Raw genomic sequence first — 20,742 nt, 5'->3', positions numbered from 1 at the left:
GATGGGCCATGGCGACGACGGGAGGAGTGGGCGCCATGACGCAGCCCAGGACGGTCGAAGGGATCCAGCAGCGGCACGGCATCTTCACCGAACCCCCCTTCGCCCGGTGGTTGTTCAGCGACACCCGGTCGGCGTGGATCTGGCTGGTCCTGCGGGTATGGCTCGGGTGGCAGTGGCTCGAGGCGGGCCTGCACAAGGTGGGCAATCCCGCCTGGACGGGCGATCAGGCCGGTGCGGCGGTGGCGGGCTTCCTCAAGGGGGCCCTGGCCAAGACGACGGGGGAACATCCCGATGTGCCCGGCTGGTATGCCTGGTTCATCGATCGGGTGGCGCTTCCCAACGCGCCCGTCTTCGGATACCTGGTGGCCTACGGCGAGGTGTTGATCGGCGTCGCCCTGATCCTGGGGATCTTCACCGGCATCGCGGCCTTCGCCGGCAGCTTCATGAACGCCAACTTCCTCTTCGCCGGCACGGTCAGCGCCAACCCGGTGATGTTCATCGTCGCCACGTGGCTCGTGCTGGCCTGGCGGGTCGCCGGCTGGTACGGCCTGGACCGCTGGGCCCTGCCCGCCCTGGGCACGCCGTGGCAGCCGGGGGCCGTGTTCGAGGCAAAGCGGCGCTGACGGGCTGCGAGGCCGGGCGCGGCCGCGGCCGCCGGCCCGGCGGTGGCCAGGAACCTGGGACGCGGCGGAGGCTGGGTTCGTCAGGAGGGCGGAGGCGCAAGAGGCGGGGGTTCCGGCAAGCCATCCAGCGTACGCGACGGCGCCGGCGGCAGCCGGCGCCGTCGCGCCGGAAAGGGGCGACGGCGGCATGGCGCATCCCAGCGCATTGACCGGGGTCCGCCCCCCCGGCGACAATGGGAGGCGGAATCGGCCGCGGCGGCAGCGCGGCCTGCGCCCGGGGGGAGACCGTGTGGACCGGATCCTGGTGGTCGACGACGACCCGTCCATCACCAGCCTGCTGAAGCGCGGATTGGCTTACGAAGGCTTCGCCGTGGACACCGCCGCCTCGGGCGAGGAGGCCCTGCGGATCGCCCGGGAGCGGCCGCCCGACCTGGTCATCCTGGACATCATGATGCCGGGCATGGACGGGTTCGAGGTCCTGCAGCGGCTGCGCTCGGCGGACCCGGAGCTGCCCGTGCTGTTCCTCACGGCCCGGGATGCGCCGGTGGACCAGGTGCGCGGCCTGGAGGCCGGGGCCGACGACTACGTGGTCAAGCCCTTCACCTTCGAGGTGCTGGTGGCCCGGGTCCGCGCCCTGCTGCGCCGGCACCAGGCGGAGCGCCCCCAGGTCCTGCGCTTCGCGGACCTGGTGCTGGACACCGGCACCTACACGGCCCGCCGCGGCGAGCGGGAGATCCACCTCACCGCCCTGGAGTTCAAGCTGCTGCACGAGTTCATGCTCCACCCGCGCCAGGTCTTGAACAAGGACCAGCTCCTCGAGCGGGTCTGGGGATACGACTTCGGCGGCAACGCCAACGTCCTCGAGGTGTACGTCAAGCAGCTGCGCCAGAAGCTGGAGGCCCAGGGCGAACCGCGGTTGATCCACACCGTGCGGGGTGTCGGCTACGTGCTGCGGGAGGGATGAGCGCTGCCCCTGCGCTGGCGGCTGGTGGTGTGGTTCGGCGCCGTCATGGCCGTGGTCGTCCTGGTCGGTTCCATGGCCAGCTACGCCTTCCACGCCCGTGCCCACTACGAAGCCATCGACCGCGCCCTAATCGCGGCCGCTGCAGCCACCGCCGCCGACCCGGCCGCCTCCGCCCACCTGGGCCACCTGGCCGGCCAGCAGGGCGTCGCCCTGGTCTTGCGCCTGTACGATCGGGGCGGCCAGCTCCTGCAGCGCTCTCCTGACGACGGGGCCCCGCCGGTTGACCCCCGCCGGGTCCTGGACCGGCCCCAGGGAGCCGCCTATGGCTTCTTCCCGGCCCTGGCGCCGTCCATCGTCGACGTGCCCCACCAGGTCCGTGGTGCCTTCGGTACCGTCCACGACGGCCGCCAGCGCTGGCGGGTGTTCGTCTACCCCGTGAGCCGGGGGGGCGATCCCACCGGCGCGGGGCCGGGGTTCGTGGTGACCCTCTCGCCGCTGGGGGGCCTGGACGCCTCCATGGCCGACTTCCGGGCGCTGCTCACCGGCCTGGGCGCCCTGGGGCTGGTGGTGGCCGGGGTCGGCAGTTGGGCCGTGGCGGGCAGCGCGTTGCGGCCGGTGGCCCGGCTGACCGAGACGGCGCGGGCCATCGCCGCCTCGCGGGACCTCTCCCGCCGGGTCCAGGCCGCCGGGCGGGACGAACTGGCCATGCTGGCCGCCACCTTCAATGAGATGCTGGACAGCATCGAGGCTGCCTACCGGCTCCAACAGCGGTTCGTCGCCGACGCCTCCCACGAGCTGCGGGCGCCCCTGACGGCGATCCTGGGGAACCTGGACCTGCTGCGGCGCCGCCCGGACCTGCCGCCGGAGGAACAGGCCCAGGCCCTGGCCGAAGCCCGCAACGAGGCGGAGCGCCTGAGCCGCCTGGTGGCCGACCTGCTGTCCCTCGCCCGGGCCGACGCGGGCGTGCCCCTGGCGATCAAGCCGGTGGACGTCGATGTGGTCGTCCTGGAGGCCTTCCAGGAGGCCCGGCGGCTGGCCAAGGGCCAGGAGCTGGTGCTCGAACCCCTGGAGCCGGTGCGGATCCGGGGCGATGCCGACCGCATCAAGCAGCTCCTGCTGATCCTGCTGGACAACGCGATCAAGTACACGCCGGCGGGGGGCCGGATCGTCCTGGGGTTGGAGGCGGCCGGCAACGGCGGCGCCGTGTTGACCGTCGCCGACACCGGCGTGGGCATCCCGCCTGCCGACTTGCCCCACGTGTTCGAGCGCTTCTACCGGGCCGATCCGGCCCGTAGCCGGGACCCGGGTGGAACGGGCCTCGGCCTGCCCATCGCCCGCTGGATCGTCGACCAGCACGGCGGATCCATCGACATCGCCAGCACCCCGGGCCGCGGCACCACCGTCACCGTGCGCCTCCCGGCCTGACGGGCCAGCAGGCCCGGCGGGTCCCCGGCCGGGCCGCTGCGGGCGGCGCCGGGGCCCCGGGGCCGGCCGGCCCCGCCCTCCTCAGCCGATCCTCAGGTGGTCCTCAGGTTCCTCCGTTAGACTGGTGCCCCTGGAAGAACCGGCACGCCGTGGCAGGGGCCGATCCGTCCCGGCGCGGTGGGAGGCGGGCGGCGACCGCCACGCGGTGGGTGGCGGCGCGGCGACCGCGGCGCCCCGCCCGGGACGGTCCCCCGCCGCGGCAGGCTCCCGCCGCCGCCGGCCGGGCCGGCACGGCGGGCCGGCCGGGACGGGGAGGCGAGGAACCGTGGGGACGGAGAACAGCGCGGGCAGCCGGCCGGGCGACCATGGGGAGCGGCCGGGCCGCCCCGGAGAGCGCCGGAACGGGACCGGTGCCTGGAACGGAACCGGACGGGCGCCGGTGACGGGCGACCCCCAGCGAGTGCCGGCAGGAGGACCCCAGGACGCCGGTGGCGCGGCAGCACCCGCTGGCCGCGAGGGGGAGGGGCAGCTGGAGGCGCCGGCTGCGCCGGTGGCCCCGGCTCGGGCTGGCGGGAACCAGGCGGCGGCCGGCGGCGTGGACGGCGACGGCCCGGTGTATGACGTGGCCATCATCGGCGGCGGTCCGGCGGGGCTCTTTGCCGCCTTCTACGCCGGCCTGCGGGGCATGCGGGCCGTGATCCTGGAGGCGGCGGGCCAGCTGGGCGGCCAGCCGGCCCTGGTCTACCCGGAGAAGTGGATCTACGACGTGGCCGGCTTTCCCCGGGTGCGGGCCCGCGAGCTGGCCGAGCGGCTGATCGAGCAGGGGCTGCGCTTCGGCGCGGAGGTGCGGCTCAACACCCGGGCGGAAACCCTGGTGCCCGAGGGCCACGACGGATGGGGGGCGCCGGGTTCCGGCACCGGCACGGCGGCGCCGGGTGAGCCGGGGACGTACCGCATCGGCCTGCAAGGGGGCGGGTTCGTCCGGGCCCGGGGCGTGGTGGTGGCCGCGGGGCTCGGCGCCTTCGAGCCCAAGCGGTTGCCGGCGCCGGGCCTCGACCGCTGGGAGGGGCGGGGGCTCAGCTACGGCGTCCGCCGGCTGGAGGACCTCCGGGGCAAGCGGGTCGTCATCGTCGGCGGCGGCGATGCCGCCGTGGACTGGGCGCTGATGGCCCTGGACGTGGCCGCCTCCGTCACCCTGGTCCACCGGCGCCGGCAGTTCCGGGCCCTGGAGGAGAGCGTGCGGGCCCTGCGAGAGAGCCCCGTGCGGCTGGAGCTGGACGCCGAGGTGGTCGACGCCGGGGGCGGCCAGCGGCTGGAGTGGGTCCGGGTGGCGCGCAAGGCCGAGGGCACCGCCGTCGAGCTGCCCTGTGACGTGCTGGTGCCCTGCCTCGGCTTCAAGGCCGACCTGGGCGGCCTGGCGGGCTGGGGCTTCGCCGTGGAGGGGCACGAGATCGTCACCGGCCCCGGCGGCGAGACCACCCTGCCCCGGGTCTACGCCGTGGGCGACGTGGCCCGGTATCCCGGCAAGATCAAGCTGATCGCCGTGGGCTTCGCCGAGGCCGCCATGGCCATCAGCCAGCTGAAGACCCGGCTCGACCCGGAGGCGAGCCTGCAGCCGGCCCACAGCAGCGACCTGCGGCTCTGACCAACGGCGGCGGGTGGGGGGCGGCTACCAGGTGCGGCGGCCCGGGGGCCGCCAGGCGGGGGGCAGGCCCAGGATGCGGGCGGCCGCGGGGGTGCGGGCCACCAGGTCCGTGCGGTCGATGGCGCTCAGGCGCTCCCGCCCCAGGGCGCGGGCGGCTTCGGCCATCTCCAGGGTGCAGGCCCGCAGGAACTGGGCCACCGTGCGGGCGCCCTCCCCGGGGTCGAACCGGCCCGCCAGCCGGCCCGTGGCCCAGACCAGCTGGGTGATGGGCTCAAAGGGCAGGGGCTTGCTGAGCTGGCCGTGGGTGGCCGCCATCATCACCGCCGTGCCCAGGTAGACGGCGTCGGCCCCCAGGGCCAGCGCCTTAAGGGCCTCGCCCGGGGTCCGGATCCCGCCGCCGACGATCAGGCTGACCTGGTCGCGGAGACCGGCCGCCTCCAGCAGGGCGGCGGCCCGGACCAGGGCGTAGAGGGTGGGGATGCCGAAGTCGTCCGCCAGGGTGGGCGGGGTCTCCGTGGTCCCGCCCTCGGAACCGTCCAGGGCGATGACGTCGACCCCGGCGTCGAGGACGTAGAGGAGATCCCGCTCCAGGTCGTGGGTGGCCACCAGCTTGACCCCGACGGGCGCGCCCCCGGTGAGCCGGCGGAGCCGCTCCACCAGGTCCCGGAAGGCCCGGGGATCCAGGGCCTCGGGCAGCGGCGCGTCGATGACCAGGTGGTCCCGGGTCCCGGCCCCCATGCGGTGCCGCGCCTCGGCCGGCAGCCGGTCGACCTTGATCAGCCGGCCCAGGGCGCTCCGGGCGCCATGGCCCAGGCGGATCTCCACCATGGCGGCGCGGGCCAGTTCCTCCGGGATCTGGTTCCAGGCGCCGCCGGTGTATTGGAGGATCACCGGCCCCTCGCTCTCCAGGATCTCGGGCAGCACCGGGCCTGAGCCGGCGTTGTAGGCCGTCCCAGCCCGGTGGGCGCCGCGGGCCAGGGCCAGGGCGAAAGCCTTGCTGACGCCGATGCCGTAGCCCATGGCGCTGACCAGCAGGGGGGTGGCCAGCCGCAGCGGCCGGCCCGCCCGCGGGCCCAGCACCACCTGAGTGTCCACGGGGGCGCCGGGGGGAAGGGGCGGCCGGGCCAGCTGGGCGGGGTTGAAGGCGATGGCTTCCCAGGGGCTGAAGCGGCTCAGCCCGCCGAGGGGCCGCTCCAGCAGCTCCCCCTTGTCGGCCCGCAACTCCAGCTCCAGCAGCAGGGCCGGCGGGATCCGGTGCATGCCGACGGCCAGGTCCCAAAGGTTCTCCCGGTAGGGCTCGCGCAGCAGCCGGCGGACCGTGCGGTCGGTCAGGCGATCGACGATCAGGCCCCGCCCGAGCCACAGGGCGGCGCCGGCCACGGCCAGGCCGATCAGCACCGCCGCTACCAGAAGGGGCAGGGAGGCCCATCCGTTCCAGCTGGATGCCACCGGCGACCCCGGCACGGCCATCCCTCCTTCCCATGGTCCACCTGCGGGCGGCGCTCCTGCGGCCGGTCCGGCCGCCGGCCGGCCTTCCCGCGGATGCTGTCCCCTGCGGCCGGACCTCCTGCGGCGGCCCGCCGGCCTGCGACCGCCGGGGGCCCGCCGGTCGGTGGCCGGACCTCCTGCGGCGTCCTGCCAGCTGGCTCGCCAGCCTGCGGCCGGCGGGGGCCGGCCGGTCTGCGGCCGGTCCTCCGGGGGCCCGGCAGCCTGCGACCGGTCCTCCGGCCGCGGGTGCGGTACAATGCGGTTGATGGTCTTGCCGGCGACGGGTGGCCGGCGACGAGTCCGAGGGGCGCGCAGGTGGCCGGTGCCGGGGTTGCGGTCCCGGGCCGGCCACCGCGGCCGGAGGGGGTGCCAGGTTGACGGCGGTCCATCCCGGCCCAGGGTCGGGGCCGGCACCGGACGAACGCGGCCGGCAGGCGGCCCGCGAGGCCCTTGCGGCGGGGCGGGAGGCGGTCCAGCCGCCCGGCGGCTTCGATGCCTGGCTCCACCTGCTGGCCGTCCCGGTGTACGGACCCGGGGACGGAGCCGGTACCGAACCGGCCCCGGCCGGCGAGGGCCCCGCGGCCCCGCCGGGCGCGTCTTCCCCCCAAGGCCCCGCCGCCTCATCGCCGTCCCCAGGCGCCGTGGCGGCCGGCCCCGTATGCCTGGCCACGGCAAGCCTGACGGCCCCCAACGACCCGTCCAATCCCCTATCCCTCTTCTTCATCCCGCCCGCCCGGGTGGAGGCGACCCTCGAGCGGCTGCTGGCCCAGCTGGCGGGTACGGGAGCCGGTGGCCCGGCGCCGGGGGGAGGGGCCGGAGCGGGTGGGGACGATGTCGCCCGCTGGGAGCGCCTCCCCGGGACCGGGACAGCTTCCCTCCCAGAGGGCCGGGGAGGGGGCCGGCCCCACGACCTTGCCGCGCCCCCCGGGTTGGCCGCGCCCTCCGGGTGGCTGTTGCAGGTCGGGGCCAGCGGCATGCAGTTCCGCGCCCTGGCGGAGCCCCCGGCCGGGTTCGTCCCCCGCTACCGGCTGCCCCGCCGGACCGGGGCGGAGCCCGTCTGGGCACCGGACGAGCCCCTGTGGTGTCCCCACGGACGCCTGGTCAGCGGGCGGGCGGCGGTGGCCCGGCAGCTGGCGGAGGAACTGGGGCGGCGGCTGGCGTGAGGGCCCCGGACCCTGGGGCTACCCGGTTCGTCCCCATCGTGGTAGGCTAGGCGGCGGTGACGCGCGTGAACCCTCGTCCATCGCCCGAAGACCGCCACGAGACGAAGGCGCCCGCCGCCGGGGAGCCGAGCGCCACCCCGGGCCGGGACCGCCGGCCCGGCACCGGCGCGAGAACGTCCACCCGCCGCCCCCGGGCGCCGCGGAAGGGGGAGCCCCCCAAGGCGGTGGCCGTCCCTGGCGCCCCCGGGGGCGCCGAGCCGCCCGCTGAGGCCGAGCGGGCCCGCATCGCCCGCATCCGGGCAACCCTGGCCCGCATGTACCCCCAGGCCACCACGGCCCTGCACTGGCGCACGCCCTTTGAACTGCTGGTGGCCACGGTCCTCTCGGCCCAGACCACCGACGCCGCGGTGAACCAGGTGACCCCGGCCCTGTTCGCCCGCTGCCCGACGCCCCAGGCGATGCTGGAGCTCAGCGAGGACGAGCTGGGCTCGATGATCCGCACCATCGGCCTCTGGAGGAACAAGGCCCGCAACCTCCTGGCCCTGTGCCGCATCCTGGTGGAGCGGCACGGCGGGGAGGTGCCGGCGACCCGGGAGGAGCTGGTCCAGTTGCCGGGCGTCGGCCGCAAGACCGCCAACGTGGTGCTGAGCAACGCCTTCGGCATCCCCGCCATCGCCGTCGACACCCACGTGTTCCGGGTGGCCCGCCGCCTCGGCCTGGCCTCCGGGACCACCCCCGAGCGGGTCGAGCAGGAGCTGATGGCGAAGATCCCGGAGGCCGAGTGGTCCCGGGCCCACCACTGGCTGATCTGGCACGGGCGGCGGATCTGCCACGCCCGCAACCCGCGCTGCGACCTGTGCGCCCTGCGGCCCGACTGCCCCACGGGACGGGCCCGGACCCAGGGGGCCGAGCCGGTCCCCGGGGACGAACCGGCCGGCCCGGGGGCGGCCGCCCCGGCGCCCCAGGTGGCCGCGACGGCCGCGAAGGCCCCCGGCACGGCCGCGGGGTCGACGGCGGCGGCCGGCGGCGCCCGGACCGGCGACCGCTGATCGGCCGCCAGGCCGCGATGCTCCAGGCCAGGATGCCGGCGGCAAGCACCGGGGCCCCGGGACCATGGGCCCCGGGGCCCCGGATTCACCGGTGGCGTTCCCGCCGCCCCTCAGCGGTCGTCGTCGCCCTCGTCGCCGCCGGCTTCGCAGACGAAGCACCGGACCCGGAAGGGCCGCTCCCCCGCGGCGCCGACGAAGCTGGTGATGCCCTCCAGGTAGCTGGCCAGGGTGGTCCCGCTGAACTCGCCCTCCAGGGTCAGGGCCAGGCGCGGCCGGCCCTCGCCGGTCTCGAAGGCGTCGACCGGATCGGCCGCCTCCACCCCCCGCATGCGGATGGGCTCCAGGTGGACGTTCCCGCCCCGGTCCTTCTTGATCCCCAGCCGGTAACGCAGGTTGCGCACCTGCCACTGGCTAAGGCCGAACATGGCCCCGATCTCCTCGTCGTTGCGCCCGTCCCGCACCAGCTCCAGCAAGGCCTGGCGCTGTTCCTGGGGGCTCAGGCGCTGGAAGTCGACCCGGCCGGAGAGGGCGCCGGGTGCGGCGCCGGTCCCTGCCGGCTGGCCGCCGGGACCACCCGGCATCCCGGCGCCGGATCCCGGGGCCCCGGCAGCGGGATGGGCACCCGGCATCGCGTAAGCCTGGCTGGCCCCCTGGGTCATGGGTTCCTGCATCTGTCCTCCTCCTCCCGATGGTTTCGATGACGGATGTCGCGGGTTCCGTGCCCGGTTCGGACGAACCGGCCGGTCGCCGGCGGCCCCCGCGGCCCCCGGATCGGCGGGCCGGTCCGGCCGGACCCCGGGCCCCGGATGGGCGGCGGCCGCCGCCGGTTCGTCCAGACGGTAGTGGATCACCGGTCCGGAGCGGGGCCGGCTGGGGCCCTCCCGGCCCACCAGGTCGGACGGCATGATGACGCGGCGCGGCCTGATCTTGCCGACCAAGCTGCTTCCTCCTTTTGGTGCCCGGGCACGTTCCAGTATGGCCGGTACGCTGGCGGCTCATACATGCCGGAAACACCCCGTTGGCTCCACGCACGGCTCACCAGACCGTTGCATTGCGTCTCTGGGAGGCCACCGGCACGGGGACCTCCCGGCCCCTTTTAGCGCACCGCCCTGGGGGCCCGGCGAGCAGCGAAGGGCCGGGGGGTGGCGTGGTGGCGGAGCCCTGGCGCACCGCCGGGGCCGGGCGCTCTAGCGCAGAGCCGCGGCCGGGTTGGAAAAACTAGCGCTGACCGAAGGGGGGATGGGCCGTGGACGACGGCGTGGCGACCAAGGGGCCCGGGGAGCGGGCGCTGGAGATCCTCCACGAGCAGCACCGGCGGCTGGCGTCCCTGCTGGAACGGGTGCGGTCGGAGGCGGGGGAGCGCCCCGGCGTGGTGGCCCAGCTGATGGATGAGCTGGACGCCCACCGGCGCCTGGAGCAGGAGGCCTTCTATCCGGCCTTGCGCCTCTACGGCGGCAGCGGGATGGCCCAGCAACTGGCCGCCCGGGCCCGGGAACACCGCCGGCTGGACGAACTGGCCAAGCGGCTGGCCGCCGCCGTGGAAGCCAGCCAGGGGGTGGAAGGGGCCGTCCCGGCCCCCGGCCGCGGCCGTTCCGCCACGGAGCCGGCCGCTGGCCCGGGGCCCGGCGCGGGGCGCCTGGAGATGGCGGCCGACGGTCTGGGCGGGCCCCCCGGCGGCTCCCGCACCGCCGGCCCCCGGGCGGCCGGCGGCTGGAGCGGATCGCCGGCGCCCGCCGGTGCCATGGATGGTCCGGCTGCAGGCTCCCTCGATGGCCTCATCGCCGGGCTGGCGGAGGCCCTTCACCAGCACATCGCCGCGGAGGAGGGCGAGCTGTTCGCCGAGGCGCGCCGGCGGCTGGACGGCGATTTGGCCCGCATCGCCGGCGAACTGGTCCGGGGCATGGAGGAGTTCCGGTTCGACTACGACGACGTGGTGGAGGGCACCTTCCCCGCTAGCGACCCGCCGGCCACCATGGCCGCCCCGCGGCTGCGGACCCCGCGGCCTTACGCCCGCAGCCGGAAGTAGGCCCTCCCATCCGGTGCCGTCCCGGCCGCGGCGGCCTCCGTCCTCGCAGCCCGCCGCGGCCGCTTCCCGGGCTGCCGGCGGGGCCCGCGCCATGGTTTCGCCTTGCCATCATGCGGCTCGTCGTCTCGTCTTGCTTCCGGCGCGCCGCCGGGGCCCGCGCCAGGGTTTAGCTTGCCGTCATGGGGCTCGCCGTCTCCGCTTCCGGGCCGCCGGCGGAGCCGGGGAGGCCGGCGGCGCCGGCCTCCCCGTTCCGGCTTCCCGCCATGCGGCACGTCGCCTCCCCGGCGGGCATACAGTACGCCTAGCCCGGCGGGATGAACGCCCAGGGCCGCGGGACCGGTGCCCAGCGCACCCGGTCCCGCCGCTCCGCCGGGAGGGGAGGACGAGACCATGGGGATCCGGAGACAACCGGCGCCCGCCACGGCGAAAGGGGCCCCCGCCCTGAAGGGGCGCCCGGACGGCCGGGCGGGGACGGCTGCCTGGCCCACCGGCCGCCATGGGCCGGCGGGATCCCGCTTCCTGCCCGTCCTGCTGGCCCTGCTCCTCGCCCTGGCCCTGATCGCAGCCGGCTGCAGCGCCGGCGGTGCCGTGGGGGCGGGGCCGGGGGCCCAGGACGGCCAGGGGGCCGGTTCGTCCGGGGGAGCGGGCCCGGCGGCGGGCGGCGCCGGCGAGGCCAACGCGGGCGGCTCGGGCAGCGGGCAGCCGGCCGGCGGGGCCCGCGGCCCGCTGACCTACCTGGTGTGCTTTGACCCCGGAGGCCAGTCGGACATCGAGGCCCGGCGACAGCAGCCCCACCTGGAGCGGCTGCTGGGCCGGCAGGTGGCCATCGAGTACAAGGTGGGCGGCGGCGGCGCCCTCTGCTGGAGCGAGCTGGTCCGGAGCCGGCCCGACGGCTCGGTGGTGGCGGGGATCAACCTGCCCCACATCATCCTCCAGCCCCTGCAACAGCAGACGGGCTACCGCACCGAGCAGATCGAGCCGGTGGTGCTCTTCCAATCGACCCCCCTGGGCCTGGCGGTGCCCGCCTCGAGTCCCTACAAGACCCTGGAGGAGTTCATCGCCGCGGCCAAGGCGAATCCCGGCGCCATCACCGTGGGCGGCTCGGGGACCTTCTCCGGGCATCACGTGGCCACGGTGCGGCTGGAGAAGCTGGCGGGGATCGACCTGACCTACGTCCCCTTCAGCGGCGCCGCCCCCCAGATCACCGCCTTCCTGGGCGGGCACGTGGCGGCGGTCTTCGCCAACTCCAACGACCTGGTCAAGTACCGGGACCGGATCCGGGTGCTGGGCATCGCGGCCGACCAGCGGTTTCCGGGGCTGCCCGACGCCCCCACCTTCAAGGAGCAGGGCATCGATCTGGTCGAGCGGATCGACCGGGGGGTGGGGGTGCCGGCGGGAACGCCGCCGGAGATCATCGCCGAGCTGGAGCAGGCGTTCCTGACCATCGCCCGGGATCCCGCGATCCGCGCCCAGATGGAAGCGCAGGGCTTCGTGCCCCTGGCCATGGGCCACGACGAGAGCAAGGCCTATATCGAGCAGGTGCGGGCCACCTACCAGGCCCTCTTGCCCGACCTGCAGCAGTAGGCCCTTCGTGAACCCTGCGTGAGGCGGGAGGGGAGCGTCCGGCGGGACGCGCTGGACGCCCTCGACGTCCCGAACGTCCTGGACGTCCTGGGCGTCCTGGGAAGGAGGAACCGGGAGGAGGCAGCGGCATGAAGCGGGATGCGGCGGCGGGAGCCGGCCTCGTCCTCCTCGGGCTCGTCGCCCTGGCCGGCGCCCCGCCCCGGGCCCCGGTGGCGGGCGTGATGGGGCCCGGCGTGTTGCCGTCCCTGGTGGCCGCCGGGCTGGTACTGACGGGACTGGGCCTCGTGGCGACGGCGGCGGGGTCCTGGTGGAAGGCGCGGCGGGCCGGGCCGGCGCGGGGACCGGCTCAGGCGGCGGAGGCGCCGGCGGCGGTGGAAGCGCCTCGGCCTGCCGGCAGCTGGGGGGAGGCCCCGCCGGGGGCCCCGCCCCCCGGCTCGGGGGCGAACGGCCCGCGGGGTGACGCCGCCCTTTCCCCGGACGAACCGGCCGGCGGGCAGACTCCCTCGGCCGCCTGGCAGACTCCCCCGGCCGCCGGCCCGGTCTCCGGCGGGGCTGCAACCCCGGTCGCCGGCGGCGGCCAGGGGGCGGGGGCCGGGGGCGGTAAAGCCGTCACGGCCGTGGAGCGGGTGTCCGGCGCGGCCCTGGAGCGGGTGCCCGGCGCGTCCCGCCGGGACGCCTGGGCGGGCCGGGTTCGGCTGGCGGTCACGGTGGCGGCGCTGGCCGCCTACACCACGGCCTTGCCGGTCCTGGGCTTTCCCCTGGCCAGCGCCCTGTTCATGGCGGGCATGACCTGGTATCTGGGCGAGCGGCGCTGGTGGGTCGCCGCCCTGGCGGGCGGGCTCCTGGCCCTTGGCCTGTGGGCCGGGTTCGTCCGGGGACTGGGGGTGCCGTTGCCCCTGGGGGTGCTGGCGGGCCTGCCGGGCCTGGTGGGGGGGATCGGGGGCGGCCCGTAGGCCGCCCCGGTGCCCGTCACCGGGCCCCGGACCGGATGGGGGGCTTGAGCGGTGACGTCCTTCGAATGGCTTCTCCACGGGCTCGGCATGGCGCTGGAGCCCCAGACCCTGCTGTACGGGCTGGCCGGTTGCCTCTTGGGGACCCTGGTGGGGGTCCTGCCCGGCATCGGCCCCACCTCGGCCATCGCCATGCTGCTGCCCCTGACGGTGATGGTGCCGCCGGGGCCGGCGCTGGTGATGATGGCGGCCATCTATTACGGCGCCATGTACGGCGGGTCGACCACGGCCATCGTGGTCAACATCCCGGGGGAGGCCTCGTCGGTCCCGACGGCGCTGGACGGCTACCAGCTGGCCCGGCAGGGCCGGGCGGGGGCGGCCCTGGGCATGGCGGCCCTGGCCTCCTTCGTGGCGGGGACCTTGAGCCTGGTGGGCCTGACCTTCTTCGCCCCGGCGCTGGCGGAGGTGGCGCTGGCCTTCGGCCCGCCGGAATACTTCGCCCTGACGGTGCTGGCCGGCGCCCTGGTCGCCAGCCTGTCGGGCGGGCAAGGTCTCAAGGGCGCCGCCTCGGCCCTGCTCGGCCTGCTGGTGGCCATGGTGGGGCTCGACCCGGTGACGGGGGCGGCCCGCTGGACCTTCGGCTGGCTGCCCTTGATGGCGGGGTTCCCCTTCGTGGCCGTGATCATCGGCCTCTTCGCCGTCAGCGAGGTCCTGCTGGCCGCCGAGGAGCGGGTCACCCACCTCTACGAGACCCGGGTGCGGGGGTGGCTGCCGACCCGGCGGGACCTCCAGGTGGGGACGCCCGCCATGTTGCGGGGCAGCCTCATCGGCTTCCTGTTGGGGCTGCTGCCGGGTTGCAGCCCTTCGGTGACGACCTTCGTCGCCTACGACGCGGAACGGCGGGTGAGCCGGCACCCCGAGCGCTTCGGCCGCGGGGCCATCGAGGGGGTGGCGGCCGCCGAGGCGGCCAACAACGCCACCTCCACGGGCGGGTTCGTCCCGCTCTTTTCCCTGGGGCTGCCCTCGGGGCCCGTGCCCGCGGTGCTGCTGGGCGGGCTCATGATGTACGGCCTGGACCCCGGGCCCGGCCTGTTCCGCCAGCACCCCGAACTGGTTTGGACCATCATCGCCAGCATGTACGTGGGCAACCTGATCCTGCTGGTGTTGAACCTGCCCCTGATCGGGCTGTGGGTGCGGGTGGCCCGGATCCCCTTCGCGGTGCTGGGGCCGGCGATCCTGGTGCTCTCGGCCCTGGGGGCCTACAGCCTGCGCTACGCCCTCTTCGACGTGGGGGTCGCGATGGCCTTTGGGGTGGTGGGCTACGGCCTGCGCAAGCTGGACTTCCCCGTGGCGCCGCTGGTGCTGGCCAACGTGCTGGCGCCGATGATGGAGGAATCCTTCCGCCAGTCCCTGACCATGGCGGGGGGCTCGCCGGCCATCTTCGTCACCCGGCCCCTGGCGGCGGCCTTCCTGGCGCTGGCGGCTGCGGTCCTGGCCATCGGGCTGCTCTGGCGGCGGCCGGCGGAAGGGACGGGCGCTGCAACGGTCGAGGCCGGGGCGGCGGGGCGGGCGGCAACGGGCTGACCCGCCCGGCGGCCGGACGGCCGGGCGCCCGGCGCCCGACGGCCGGCGGACGATGGGGGGCCGGTGGGCCGCCGGTCTTCGTGCCGGCGTGGCGGCGGCCCGCCCGGTTTGCGACAATGGTACCGGTGCCCCGGCTCCGGCCGGGACGCCCGCGGACGACCCGCGCCCCGGGGCGCGGGTTCTTCGTGGCCGCCGGGGCCCGGGGGCCAACAGGAGGGTGCCGTCATGCTCGATGCGGAGACCTTGCGGAATGCCGTGATCGACGTCGCCCTGCGGGGCGGCGAGATGTTGCGCCACCACTTCGGTGCGGCCACGGGGGTCCGCACCAAGACCTCCCGTTACGACCTGGTGACGGAGGCCGACGAGGCCATCGAGGCGGAGCTGGCCGCGTACATCCAGCGGCAGTTCCCCGGCCACGCGGTGGTGGGGGAGGAGGACATCTCCCGGCGCGTCCTCTCCGGCCAGGCGGGATCCCGGGAGGGGGCCGTGGCCCAGGCGGCCGGGGAGCGGGAGTGGGAGTGGCTCGTCGATCCCATCGACGGGACGACCAACTTCATCCACGGCCTGCCCATCGTCGCCACCTCGGTGGCGATCCTGTACCGCAACGAGGTCCTGGCGGGGGCGGTGTTCAACCCGATCCAGGACGAGCTCTACGTGGCGGTGCGCCGGCACGGGGCCACGCTCAACGGCCGGCCCCTGCGGGTGTCCGCCGAGGAGGAGCTGGCCGAGAGCCTGCTGGCCACGGGGTTCCAATACGACGCCGTCGAGGGCAAGCGGATCAACCTGGACCTGTTCCGGGCGGTGCTGGCCGAGGCGCGCAACGTGCGGGCCATCGGCTCGGCCGCCCTGTCCCTGTGCTACGTGGGGGCCGGGCGGATCTCCGGCTTCTGGGAGCTGCGCCTGGGGCCCTGGGATCTGGCGGCGGGGACCCTGGTGGTCCGGGAGGCCGGCGGCCGGGTGACCCGGCTGGACGGCAGCGCCTTCGACGTCTGGCAGCCGTCCGTGGTGGCGACCAACGGGCGCATCCACGAGGCCCTGGTGCGCCTTCTCCAAGGGGCGGCCCGGGAGGAACCGGCCCGCGGCGGGCTGGGCAACGGCTGATCCGGCCGCCGCGGGCGTGCCTGGCTGCGGCGGTGCCTGCGGCGGTGTTGGCGGCGGGGTTTTGCGGCGGTGTTTTGGCAGCGGGCCGAGCGGTTGGCGATGGGACGGTGGGGCGGGGGGACCGTGGGGCGGGGGCCGGTGTGCCGGCCGCGTCCCCCCAGGGCGCCGGTGTCGACCGGGGACGCCGTTGTTGTTCGGGGACGCCCGCAGGACGGAGGGCCGGTGGGGTTCACGGGCGTCACCCGGGCCGCGGGGGGTGTGAGCCGGTGCCCGCCCCTAGGCCTCCCTTCCCCCGAGGGGATCGCCCGCTGGGCGCCCGCCGCCCAGAGGGCCTCCGGTGCCCGCGCCGGCCGGCCGGCTCGTCCCCCGCACCGCCCGCCACGCCGACAGCACCTGCTCGGTGCCGGGGACCAGCCGGTACCGGTCCACCTCGGCCCAGGGCACCCAGGCGGCCTCGGCGGCGTCGTCGGCCGCCTGCAGGGTCCCGCCCACGGGCCGGGCGGCGAAGAACAGGATCACGTAGTGGAACCGGACGCGGCGGGCTTCGTCCCGGTTGACCGCGTCCTTGTACATCAAGAAGTCCTGGACCTCGACCTCCAGGCCCGTCTCCTCCCGTACCTCCCGGCGCAGGGCCTCTTCCACCGTCTCGCCCAGTTCCACCGCCCCGCCCGGCAGGCCCCACCACCCGCGGAAGGGCTCGCCGCCCCGCCGCACCAGGACGACCCGCTCTCCGTCGCTGACCACCGCATGGCAGGACGGGCGGGGATGGGTTGGATACTGGAAGGTCGCCACCCGCTTCACCTCCACGGAGGAGTTCGATCCGCTGGCGGGGTCTTCCCCCCGCCCGGGGGCCCCGACCGGGATCTTCTCTCCAGCATAGGGATCCCCGTCCTGGACCTCAAGTCGAGCGAAAACAGTAGAAAATGACGCAAAACGTAATACAATCCCGATAAAATGCTGGACAAGCCCAAAAAACTGGGATCCGACTCGAAACCCTCTCTCGGGTGGGGAAGAACCGGCCGCCGCAGGGCGCCGGCTGGGCCCGCCGGGCGGTGGTGCGGGGAGGGCCGCCGCCGGGCCGGCCGGTCGCCGGTGGCCGGTCATCCCCCGGGGAGGGACAAGACAGGAGGTGGGTTCCGGCGCATGGATCCGACGATGAGGCTTGCAGGCGGGCGGTGGGGTCGCAGGTGGCGGCTCGCCGTCACGGTGCTGGCGCTGGTGGCCGCCGGAGCGCTGCTGGCCACCCCCTTGCTGGCGGCCGCGGGAACCGGCTCGGCATCGGCACAGGGCCACGTGGTCACCCGTGCGCAGGTGCTGGCCGAGGCGGCGGCGGTCTTCGCGAGCCCGGAGGCCGGCGCCCAGGCGGCGGCGTCCGGGCAGGTCCAGGCCGGCGGCCAGGGGGGCCCGGTGTCGACCGGCGACGCGGCGACGGGCCTGACGGGCCGCGGTCCCGCCGCGGGCGCCGAGGGGGCCCCGGGCCCCGTGCTGGGCTTGTGGCAGCGGATCCGGGGGCTGGTCGTCGCCCTGTGGCAGAAGGTGGAGACGACCCTGGCCCGGGGGTCGCAGGCGGAACCCGCCGGCCCGGCTGCGGGCGGTGAGGCGGCCGCGACCGGGACCGCCGGGGAGGCGGCCGCCCGGGTGGCGGGGTCGGCCGGTTCCACCCTGGAGGTGGACGGCAAGGCGGTGATCGATGCCGCGGCCATCCCCCAGGCCTACCGCGACGGCGTGGAGGCGGCGATCCGGGCCGGGCTGGTGCAGGCCGGCGACCTGACGGCGGGCGGGGCCCTGCAGCCGGAGCGGCCGGCGACCCTGGCCTGGGCGGCGACCGTCCTGGTGCGGGGGCTCGTCCAGGCGGGGGCGGACGTGCCGGAGCCGAACATCCAGGAACGGGCCGGCGATCTGGCCGGCGCCGTGGGTAAGGCCGCCGGCGGCCTGGCGTCCCTGACGGAGGAGCAGCAGCGGGCGCTGGCCATCTGCCTCGACCTGGGGATCGTCCAGGCCCGGGTCGAGGCGGGGGCGGGGCCGGCCCTGCAGCCCCTCACGCCGCTGCCCCTGGAAGTCTGGCGCTCCATGTTGGAGCGGGCCGCGGAACGGGTGGGACGAACCCTGCCCCAGGACCTGGGGGCCGCGGCCGGGTCTGAAGTCAGGACGGGCGCCCAGGGGCAGGCCACGGTGACGGCGGGAGCCGGCCAGGGCGGCGGCGAGGGCGACGGGGCGGCCGGTGGGGCGGCCGGTTCGTCCCAGGCGGTGGACCTGCAAAGCGTCCTGGCCGGCAAGGCGAGCCTCCGGCTGGAGGGCGTGCTGCTGGACAGCCCGGGCCTGGAGGGCCTCCTCGGCTCGCTGACCGGCTCCGCCCAGGGTTCTGCGGGCGGGGAGGCGCAAGCCGGCGCGGAGGCCCGTTCCGGCAGCCAGGGGCAGGCCGCCGGTGCGGGCCGGGCGGAGGGGCAGGTCGGCGGGACCTTCCACCTGCGGCTGCGCCTCGACGACGGCCGGGTGGTGAACCTGCCCGTCGATCCCCGGCGGCTGGCCCTGCAGGGCGGCAACGGCCTGTTCCTGGGCATCGACCTGGCGGGCCTGCTGGGCCAGCGGGTCGAGGTGCTGATCCAGGGCGGCACGGTGGCCGAGATCCGGCCGGCCCCTTGAGCTTCCCGCCGACCCTCTGGACGTCCCGGGAAGGCCGGACCGGTCTCGCCGGGATCCTCGTTTCCGACCGGGGCCGCGGGCGGCTGGCGAGCCGCCCGCGGCCCGTTTCTTTGCCCTTGCCGGCCCGGCCCGCTGGGTTCCCCGGCCCCTGCGCCCCGGTTCGGGCAGGCGGTGGGGCGCGGGCCGCCCCACCCTCCCCGGCGGCGGGGAAGACGGATATATTCTTTGGAAGAAACCACGCGTGCAGGAAGATCTCCCGGGCCGTGCCAGGGCCGGGTGGGGAAGGGGGCGGTTCGCCGGTGGCCGGCGTCTTGCCGGAGCTGCTTTGGATCGGTGTCCTGGTGCTGGTCAACGCCTTCTTCGCCGCCAGCGAGATCGCGGTCATCGCCGCCCGGGACGCCCGCATCCACCAGCTGGCGGAGGAGGGCCACCGGGCGGCCCAGGTGGCCCGGCGGCTGATGGCCGACCCCAGCCGGTTCCTCGCCACCATCCAGGTCGGCATCACCCTGGCCGGCTTCCTGGCCAGCGCTTCCGCCGCCGTCACCCTGGCCCAGCCCGTGGCCGCCTGGCTGCGGCGCCTCGGCCTGGGGCCGGGCCTGGCGGGTTCGGTGGCCGTCGGGGCGGTCACGGTGGTGATCTCCTACGTCACCCTGGTGCTGGGCGAGCTGGCCCCCAAGCGCCTGGCCCTCCAGAACCCCGAAGGGCTGGCCCTGAGGGTGGCCCGGCCCATCGCCCTGCTGGCCCGGGTCGCTGCACCCTTCACCACCCTGCTGGCCCGTTCGACCAACCTGGTGGTGCGGGCCCTGGGCGGCCGGGTCGACGTCCAGGAGCGGGGTTTGACCGAGGAGGAGATCCGTTTCTACGTCGCCGAGCACCAGGATCTGCGATCGGAGGAGAAGCAGCTCATCGAAGGGGTCTTCGACTTCGGGGACCGGATCGTCCGCCAGGTCATGGTGCCCCGGCCGGAGATGCGCACCCTGCCCCGGGACTTGCCGCTGGCCCGGGCGGTGGAACGAGCCCTGCAGGCGGGCCACCAGCACTACCCGGTGACGGGGACGGGGCCCGACGACATCGTCGGCCAGGTCCGTACCCAGGACCTGCTGCAGGCCGCCCTGGCAGGGGACGGCCCGGAGACCGTGGAAGGCTTGATGCGCCCCGTCCGGTTCGTCCCCGAGACCAAGCTCGCCCTGGACCTGCTGAAGGAGATGAAGCGGGACCGGTTCCGGCTGGCGGTGGTGGTGGACGAGTACGGCGGGGTGGCGGGCCTGGTCACCCTGGACGACCTGCTGGAGGAGATCGTCGGGGAAGTGGGAGGCGGCCTGCCCGGCGGGCGCCAGGTGGCGGCCAGCGAGTGGGTGCTGGAGGGCGACACCTCCATCGAGGATGCCAACGAGCGCCTCGACCTGGGCATCCCCGCCAGCCCCCACTACGAGACGGTGGCCGGGTTCGTCCTCTACAACCTGGGCCGGCTGCCCGAGGTGGGCGAGGGGTTCGAGCACCAGGGCTGGTCCTTCATCGTGGAGCGGCGCGAGGGGTTGCGCATCGCCGCCGTCCGGGTACGCAAGCCGGCCGAGGTCGCCGGGCGCCCGGCGCCGGAGACCCCCGCCGCAGCCGGCACGGGGCCCGCACCCGGGGCGTCGCCGGAACCCGAACCCCTCGACCCGATGCCCAAGGACCCGGTGGAACCGGGCCGGCGGCCGTCCCCCTAACGTGCCGGCCGGCTCAGCGGGCTGGGCCGCCCGACCCGGGGGACCGGGGACGGCCGGCGGCGAGACGGGGCCGGGCGGTGGAACCGGCCGGGGCGGCCGGCGCCTGCAACCCCTGCCGGGCAGGAGGGAGCGCAGATGGAGCGGGGATTCGCCATGGCCTGGCCGTCCGCCCCGGCGGCCCCTGGATGGATCTGGGTCATCCCCGTGCTGGCCTATCTTCTGGGCGGGGTGCTGCCCGCGGAATACCTGGTCCGCTGGCGGCGGGGGGCCTCGCCCCGCGAACTGGGGGACGAACCCGGCACCGCCGGCACGTGGCGCCAGGCCGGTCCCGCCGCGGGCCTGATCGTCTTCGCCTTCGACTTTGCCAAGGGTCTGCTGCCGGTGGCCCTGATGGACCGGCTGGGGGGTGGCGGCTGGTGGCTGGTGGCCGCCGCCGTAGCGCCGGTGGCCGGCCACAACTGGCCGGCCCAGCGCCGGTTTCGGCCGGGGGGGCGGGGCCTGGCCAGCGCCATCGGCGCCACGGTGTACCTGGCGCCCGCTGCCCTGATCCCGGCCCTGCTCGCCGGTTGCCTGGTCGCCCTGTGGCGCCGCCGCACCCCCTGGGTGGGGATCGTCGGCTTTCCCCTGGGGCTGGTCTTCATGGCGGTGGGGCACGTCCCCGGCTGGCGGGTGCTGGCGGCGGTGGCGGCCATGGTGACCGTGGGGCTGCGCTATTTGCAGTGGACCCGCCAGCGCGGCCGGTGGATCTAGGGTTCTGGCGGTTGGAACCGGAGTCCCGATGGTTGGGG

Annotated in this window: 16 protein-coding genes and 1 pseudogene; 14 read left to right on the top strand and 3 right to left on the bottom strand. The window is 75.9% G+C overall.

The window, feature by feature from the left end; genetic code table 11:
- Nucleotides 1-8: 8 nt before the first annotated feature.
- The 4 genes from ACYQ02_RS00135 (at nucleotide 9) to ACYQ02_RS00120 (ending at nucleotide 4,657) form a co-directional block, all read left to right on the top strand.
- Nucleotides 9-623, top strand: a complete 615-nt coding sequence (locus ACYQ02_RS00135; RefSeq protein ID WP_460038406.1) for a DoxX family protein — start codon at nucleotides 9-11, stop codon at nucleotides 621-623.
- A gap of 289 nt (nucleotides 624-912) precedes the next feature.
- Nucleotides 913-1,587: a response regulator transcription factor gene (locus tag ACYQ02_RS00130; RefSeq protein WP_460038405.1), complete on the top strand. Its 675-nt coding sequence runs from the start codon at nucleotides 913-915 to the stop codon at nucleotides 1,585-1,587.
- 24 nt (nucleotides 1,588-1,611) lie between these two features.
- Complete coding sequence (locus ACYQ02_RS00125; RefSeq protein ID WP_460038404.1) at nucleotides 1,612-3,012, top strand: sensor histidine kinase; 1,401 nt, start codon at nucleotides 1,612-1,614, stop codon at nucleotides 3,010-3,012.
- A gap of 325 nt (nucleotides 3,013-3,337) precedes the next feature.
- A complete protein-coding gene (locus ACYQ02_RS00120) occupies nucleotides 3,338-4,657 on the top strand; it encodes an NAD(P)/FAD-dependent oxidoreductase (protein ID WP_460038403.1) in 1,320 nt (439 codons plus the stop codon).
- 24 nt (nucleotides 4,658-4,681) lie between these two features.
- Here ACYQ02_RS00120 and ACYQ02_RS00115 read toward each other — a convergent pair whose 3' ends face one another.
- Nucleotides 4,682-6,121, bottom strand: coding sequence for an FMN-binding glutamate synthase family protein (locus tag ACYQ02_RS00115; RefSeq protein WP_460038402.1), 1,440 nt, complete (start codon nucleotides 6,119-6,121; stop codon nucleotides 4,682-4,684).
- 398 nt (nucleotides 6,122-6,519) lie between these two features.
- Here ACYQ02_RS00115 and ACYQ02_RS00110 point away from each other — a divergent pair, with 398 nt between their 5' ends.
- Nucleotides 6,520-7,308 (top strand): hypothetical protein, encoded by a 789-nt coding sequence (locus ACYQ02_RS00110; protein WP_460038401.1) that lies wholly within the window; start codon nucleotides 6,520-6,522, stop codon nucleotides 7,306-7,308.
- A gap of 284 nt (nucleotides 7,309-7,592) precedes the next feature.
- Nucleotides 7,593-8,192, top strand: a pseudogene (gene nth, locus ACYQ02_RS00105) (endonuclease III); the annotation flags it as partial.
- Between the two features lie 275 nt (nucleotides 8,193-8,467).
- Here the strand turns inward: nth and ACYQ02_RS00100 are convergent.
- Nucleotides 8,468-9,028, bottom strand: a complete 561-nt coding sequence (locus ACYQ02_RS00100; RefSeq protein WP_460038400.1) for a hypothetical protein — start codon at nucleotides 9,026-9,028, stop codon at nucleotides 8,468-8,470.
- Between the two features lie 575 nt (nucleotides 9,029-9,603).
- On the opposite strand from ACYQ02_RS00100, the gene ACYQ02_RS00095 reads away from it, so the two are divergent.
- From ACYQ02_RS00095 to ACYQ02_RS00075, 5 genes are all read left to right on the top strand, one after another.
- Nucleotides 9,604-10,383: a hemerythrin domain-containing protein gene (locus ACYQ02_RS00095; RefSeq protein WP_460038399.1), complete on the top strand. Its 780-nt coding sequence runs from the start codon at nucleotides 9,604-9,606 to the stop codon at nucleotides 10,381-10,383.
- A gap of 390 nt (nucleotides 10,384-10,773) precedes the next feature.
- Nucleotides 10,774-11,967, top strand: coding sequence for a tripartite tricarboxylate transporter substrate binding protein (locus tag ACYQ02_RS00090; RefSeq protein WP_460038398.1), 1,194 nt, complete (start codon nucleotides 10,774-10,776; stop codon nucleotides 11,965-11,967).
- 128 nt (nucleotides 11,968-12,095) lie between these two features.
- A complete protein-coding gene (locus ACYQ02_RS00085; RefSeq protein WP_460038397.1) occupies nucleotides 12,096-12,920 on the top strand; it encodes a tripartite tricarboxylate transporter TctB family protein in 825 nt (274 codons plus the stop codon).
- 51 nt (nucleotides 12,921-12,971) lie between these two features.
- A complete protein-coding gene (locus tag ACYQ02_RS00080) occupies nucleotides 12,972-14,501 on the top strand; it encodes a tripartite tricarboxylate transporter permease (protein WP_460038396.1) in 1,530 nt (509 codons plus the stop codon).
- Between the two features lie 225 nt (nucleotides 14,502-14,726).
- Nucleotides 14,727-15,602 carry an inositol monophosphatase family protein gene (locus ACYQ02_RS00075; RefSeq protein WP_460038395.1) on the top strand — a complete coding sequence of 292 codons (876 nt, stop codon included), beginning with the start codon at nucleotides 14,727-14,729 and terminating at the stop codon, nucleotides 15,600-15,602.
- A 276-nt stretch (nucleotides 15,603-15,878) separates the two neighbouring features.
- Here ACYQ02_RS00075 and ACYQ02_RS00070 read toward each other — a convergent pair whose 3' ends face one another.
- Nucleotides 15,879-16,394 carry an NUDIX hydrolase gene (locus ACYQ02_RS00070; protein WP_460038394.1) on the bottom strand — a complete coding sequence of 172 codons (516 nt, stop codon included), beginning with the start codon at nucleotides 16,392-16,394 and terminating at the stop codon, nucleotides 15,879-15,881.
- A gap of 351 nt (nucleotides 16,395-16,745) precedes the next feature.
- Between ACYQ02_RS00070 and ACYQ02_RS00065 the strand changes: the two genes are divergently transcribed.
- The 3 genes from ACYQ02_RS00065 to ACYQ02_RS00055 all read left to right on the top strand — a co-directional run bounded on the left by ACYQ02_RS00065 (nucleotide 16,746) and on the right by ACYQ02_RS00055 (nucleotide 20,704).
- Nucleotides 16,746-18,245 (top strand): hypothetical protein, encoded by a 1,500-nt coding sequence (locus ACYQ02_RS00065; RefSeq protein WP_460038393.1) that lies wholly within the window; start codon nucleotides 16,746-16,748, stop codon nucleotides 18,243-18,245.
- Nucleotides 18,246-18,544: 299 nt separating this feature from the next.
- Nucleotides 18,545-19,954, top strand: a complete 1,410-nt coding sequence (locus tag ACYQ02_RS00060; RefSeq protein ID WP_460038392.1) for a hemolysin family protein — start codon at nucleotides 18,545-18,547, stop codon at nucleotides 19,952-19,954.
- A 135-nt stretch (nucleotides 19,955-20,089) separates the two neighbouring features.
- A complete protein-coding gene (locus ACYQ02_RS00055) occupies nucleotides 20,090-20,704 on the top strand; it encodes a glycerol-3-phosphate acyltransferase (protein WP_460038391.1) in 615 nt (204 codons plus the stop codon).
- Nucleotides 20,705-20,742: the final 38 nt, after the last annotated feature.

The organism is Thermaerobacter litoralis, assembly GCF_054654595.1.
Note: the sequence above shows the minus strand (reverse complement) of the source record. Positions and strands in the feature narration are given on the sequence as shown.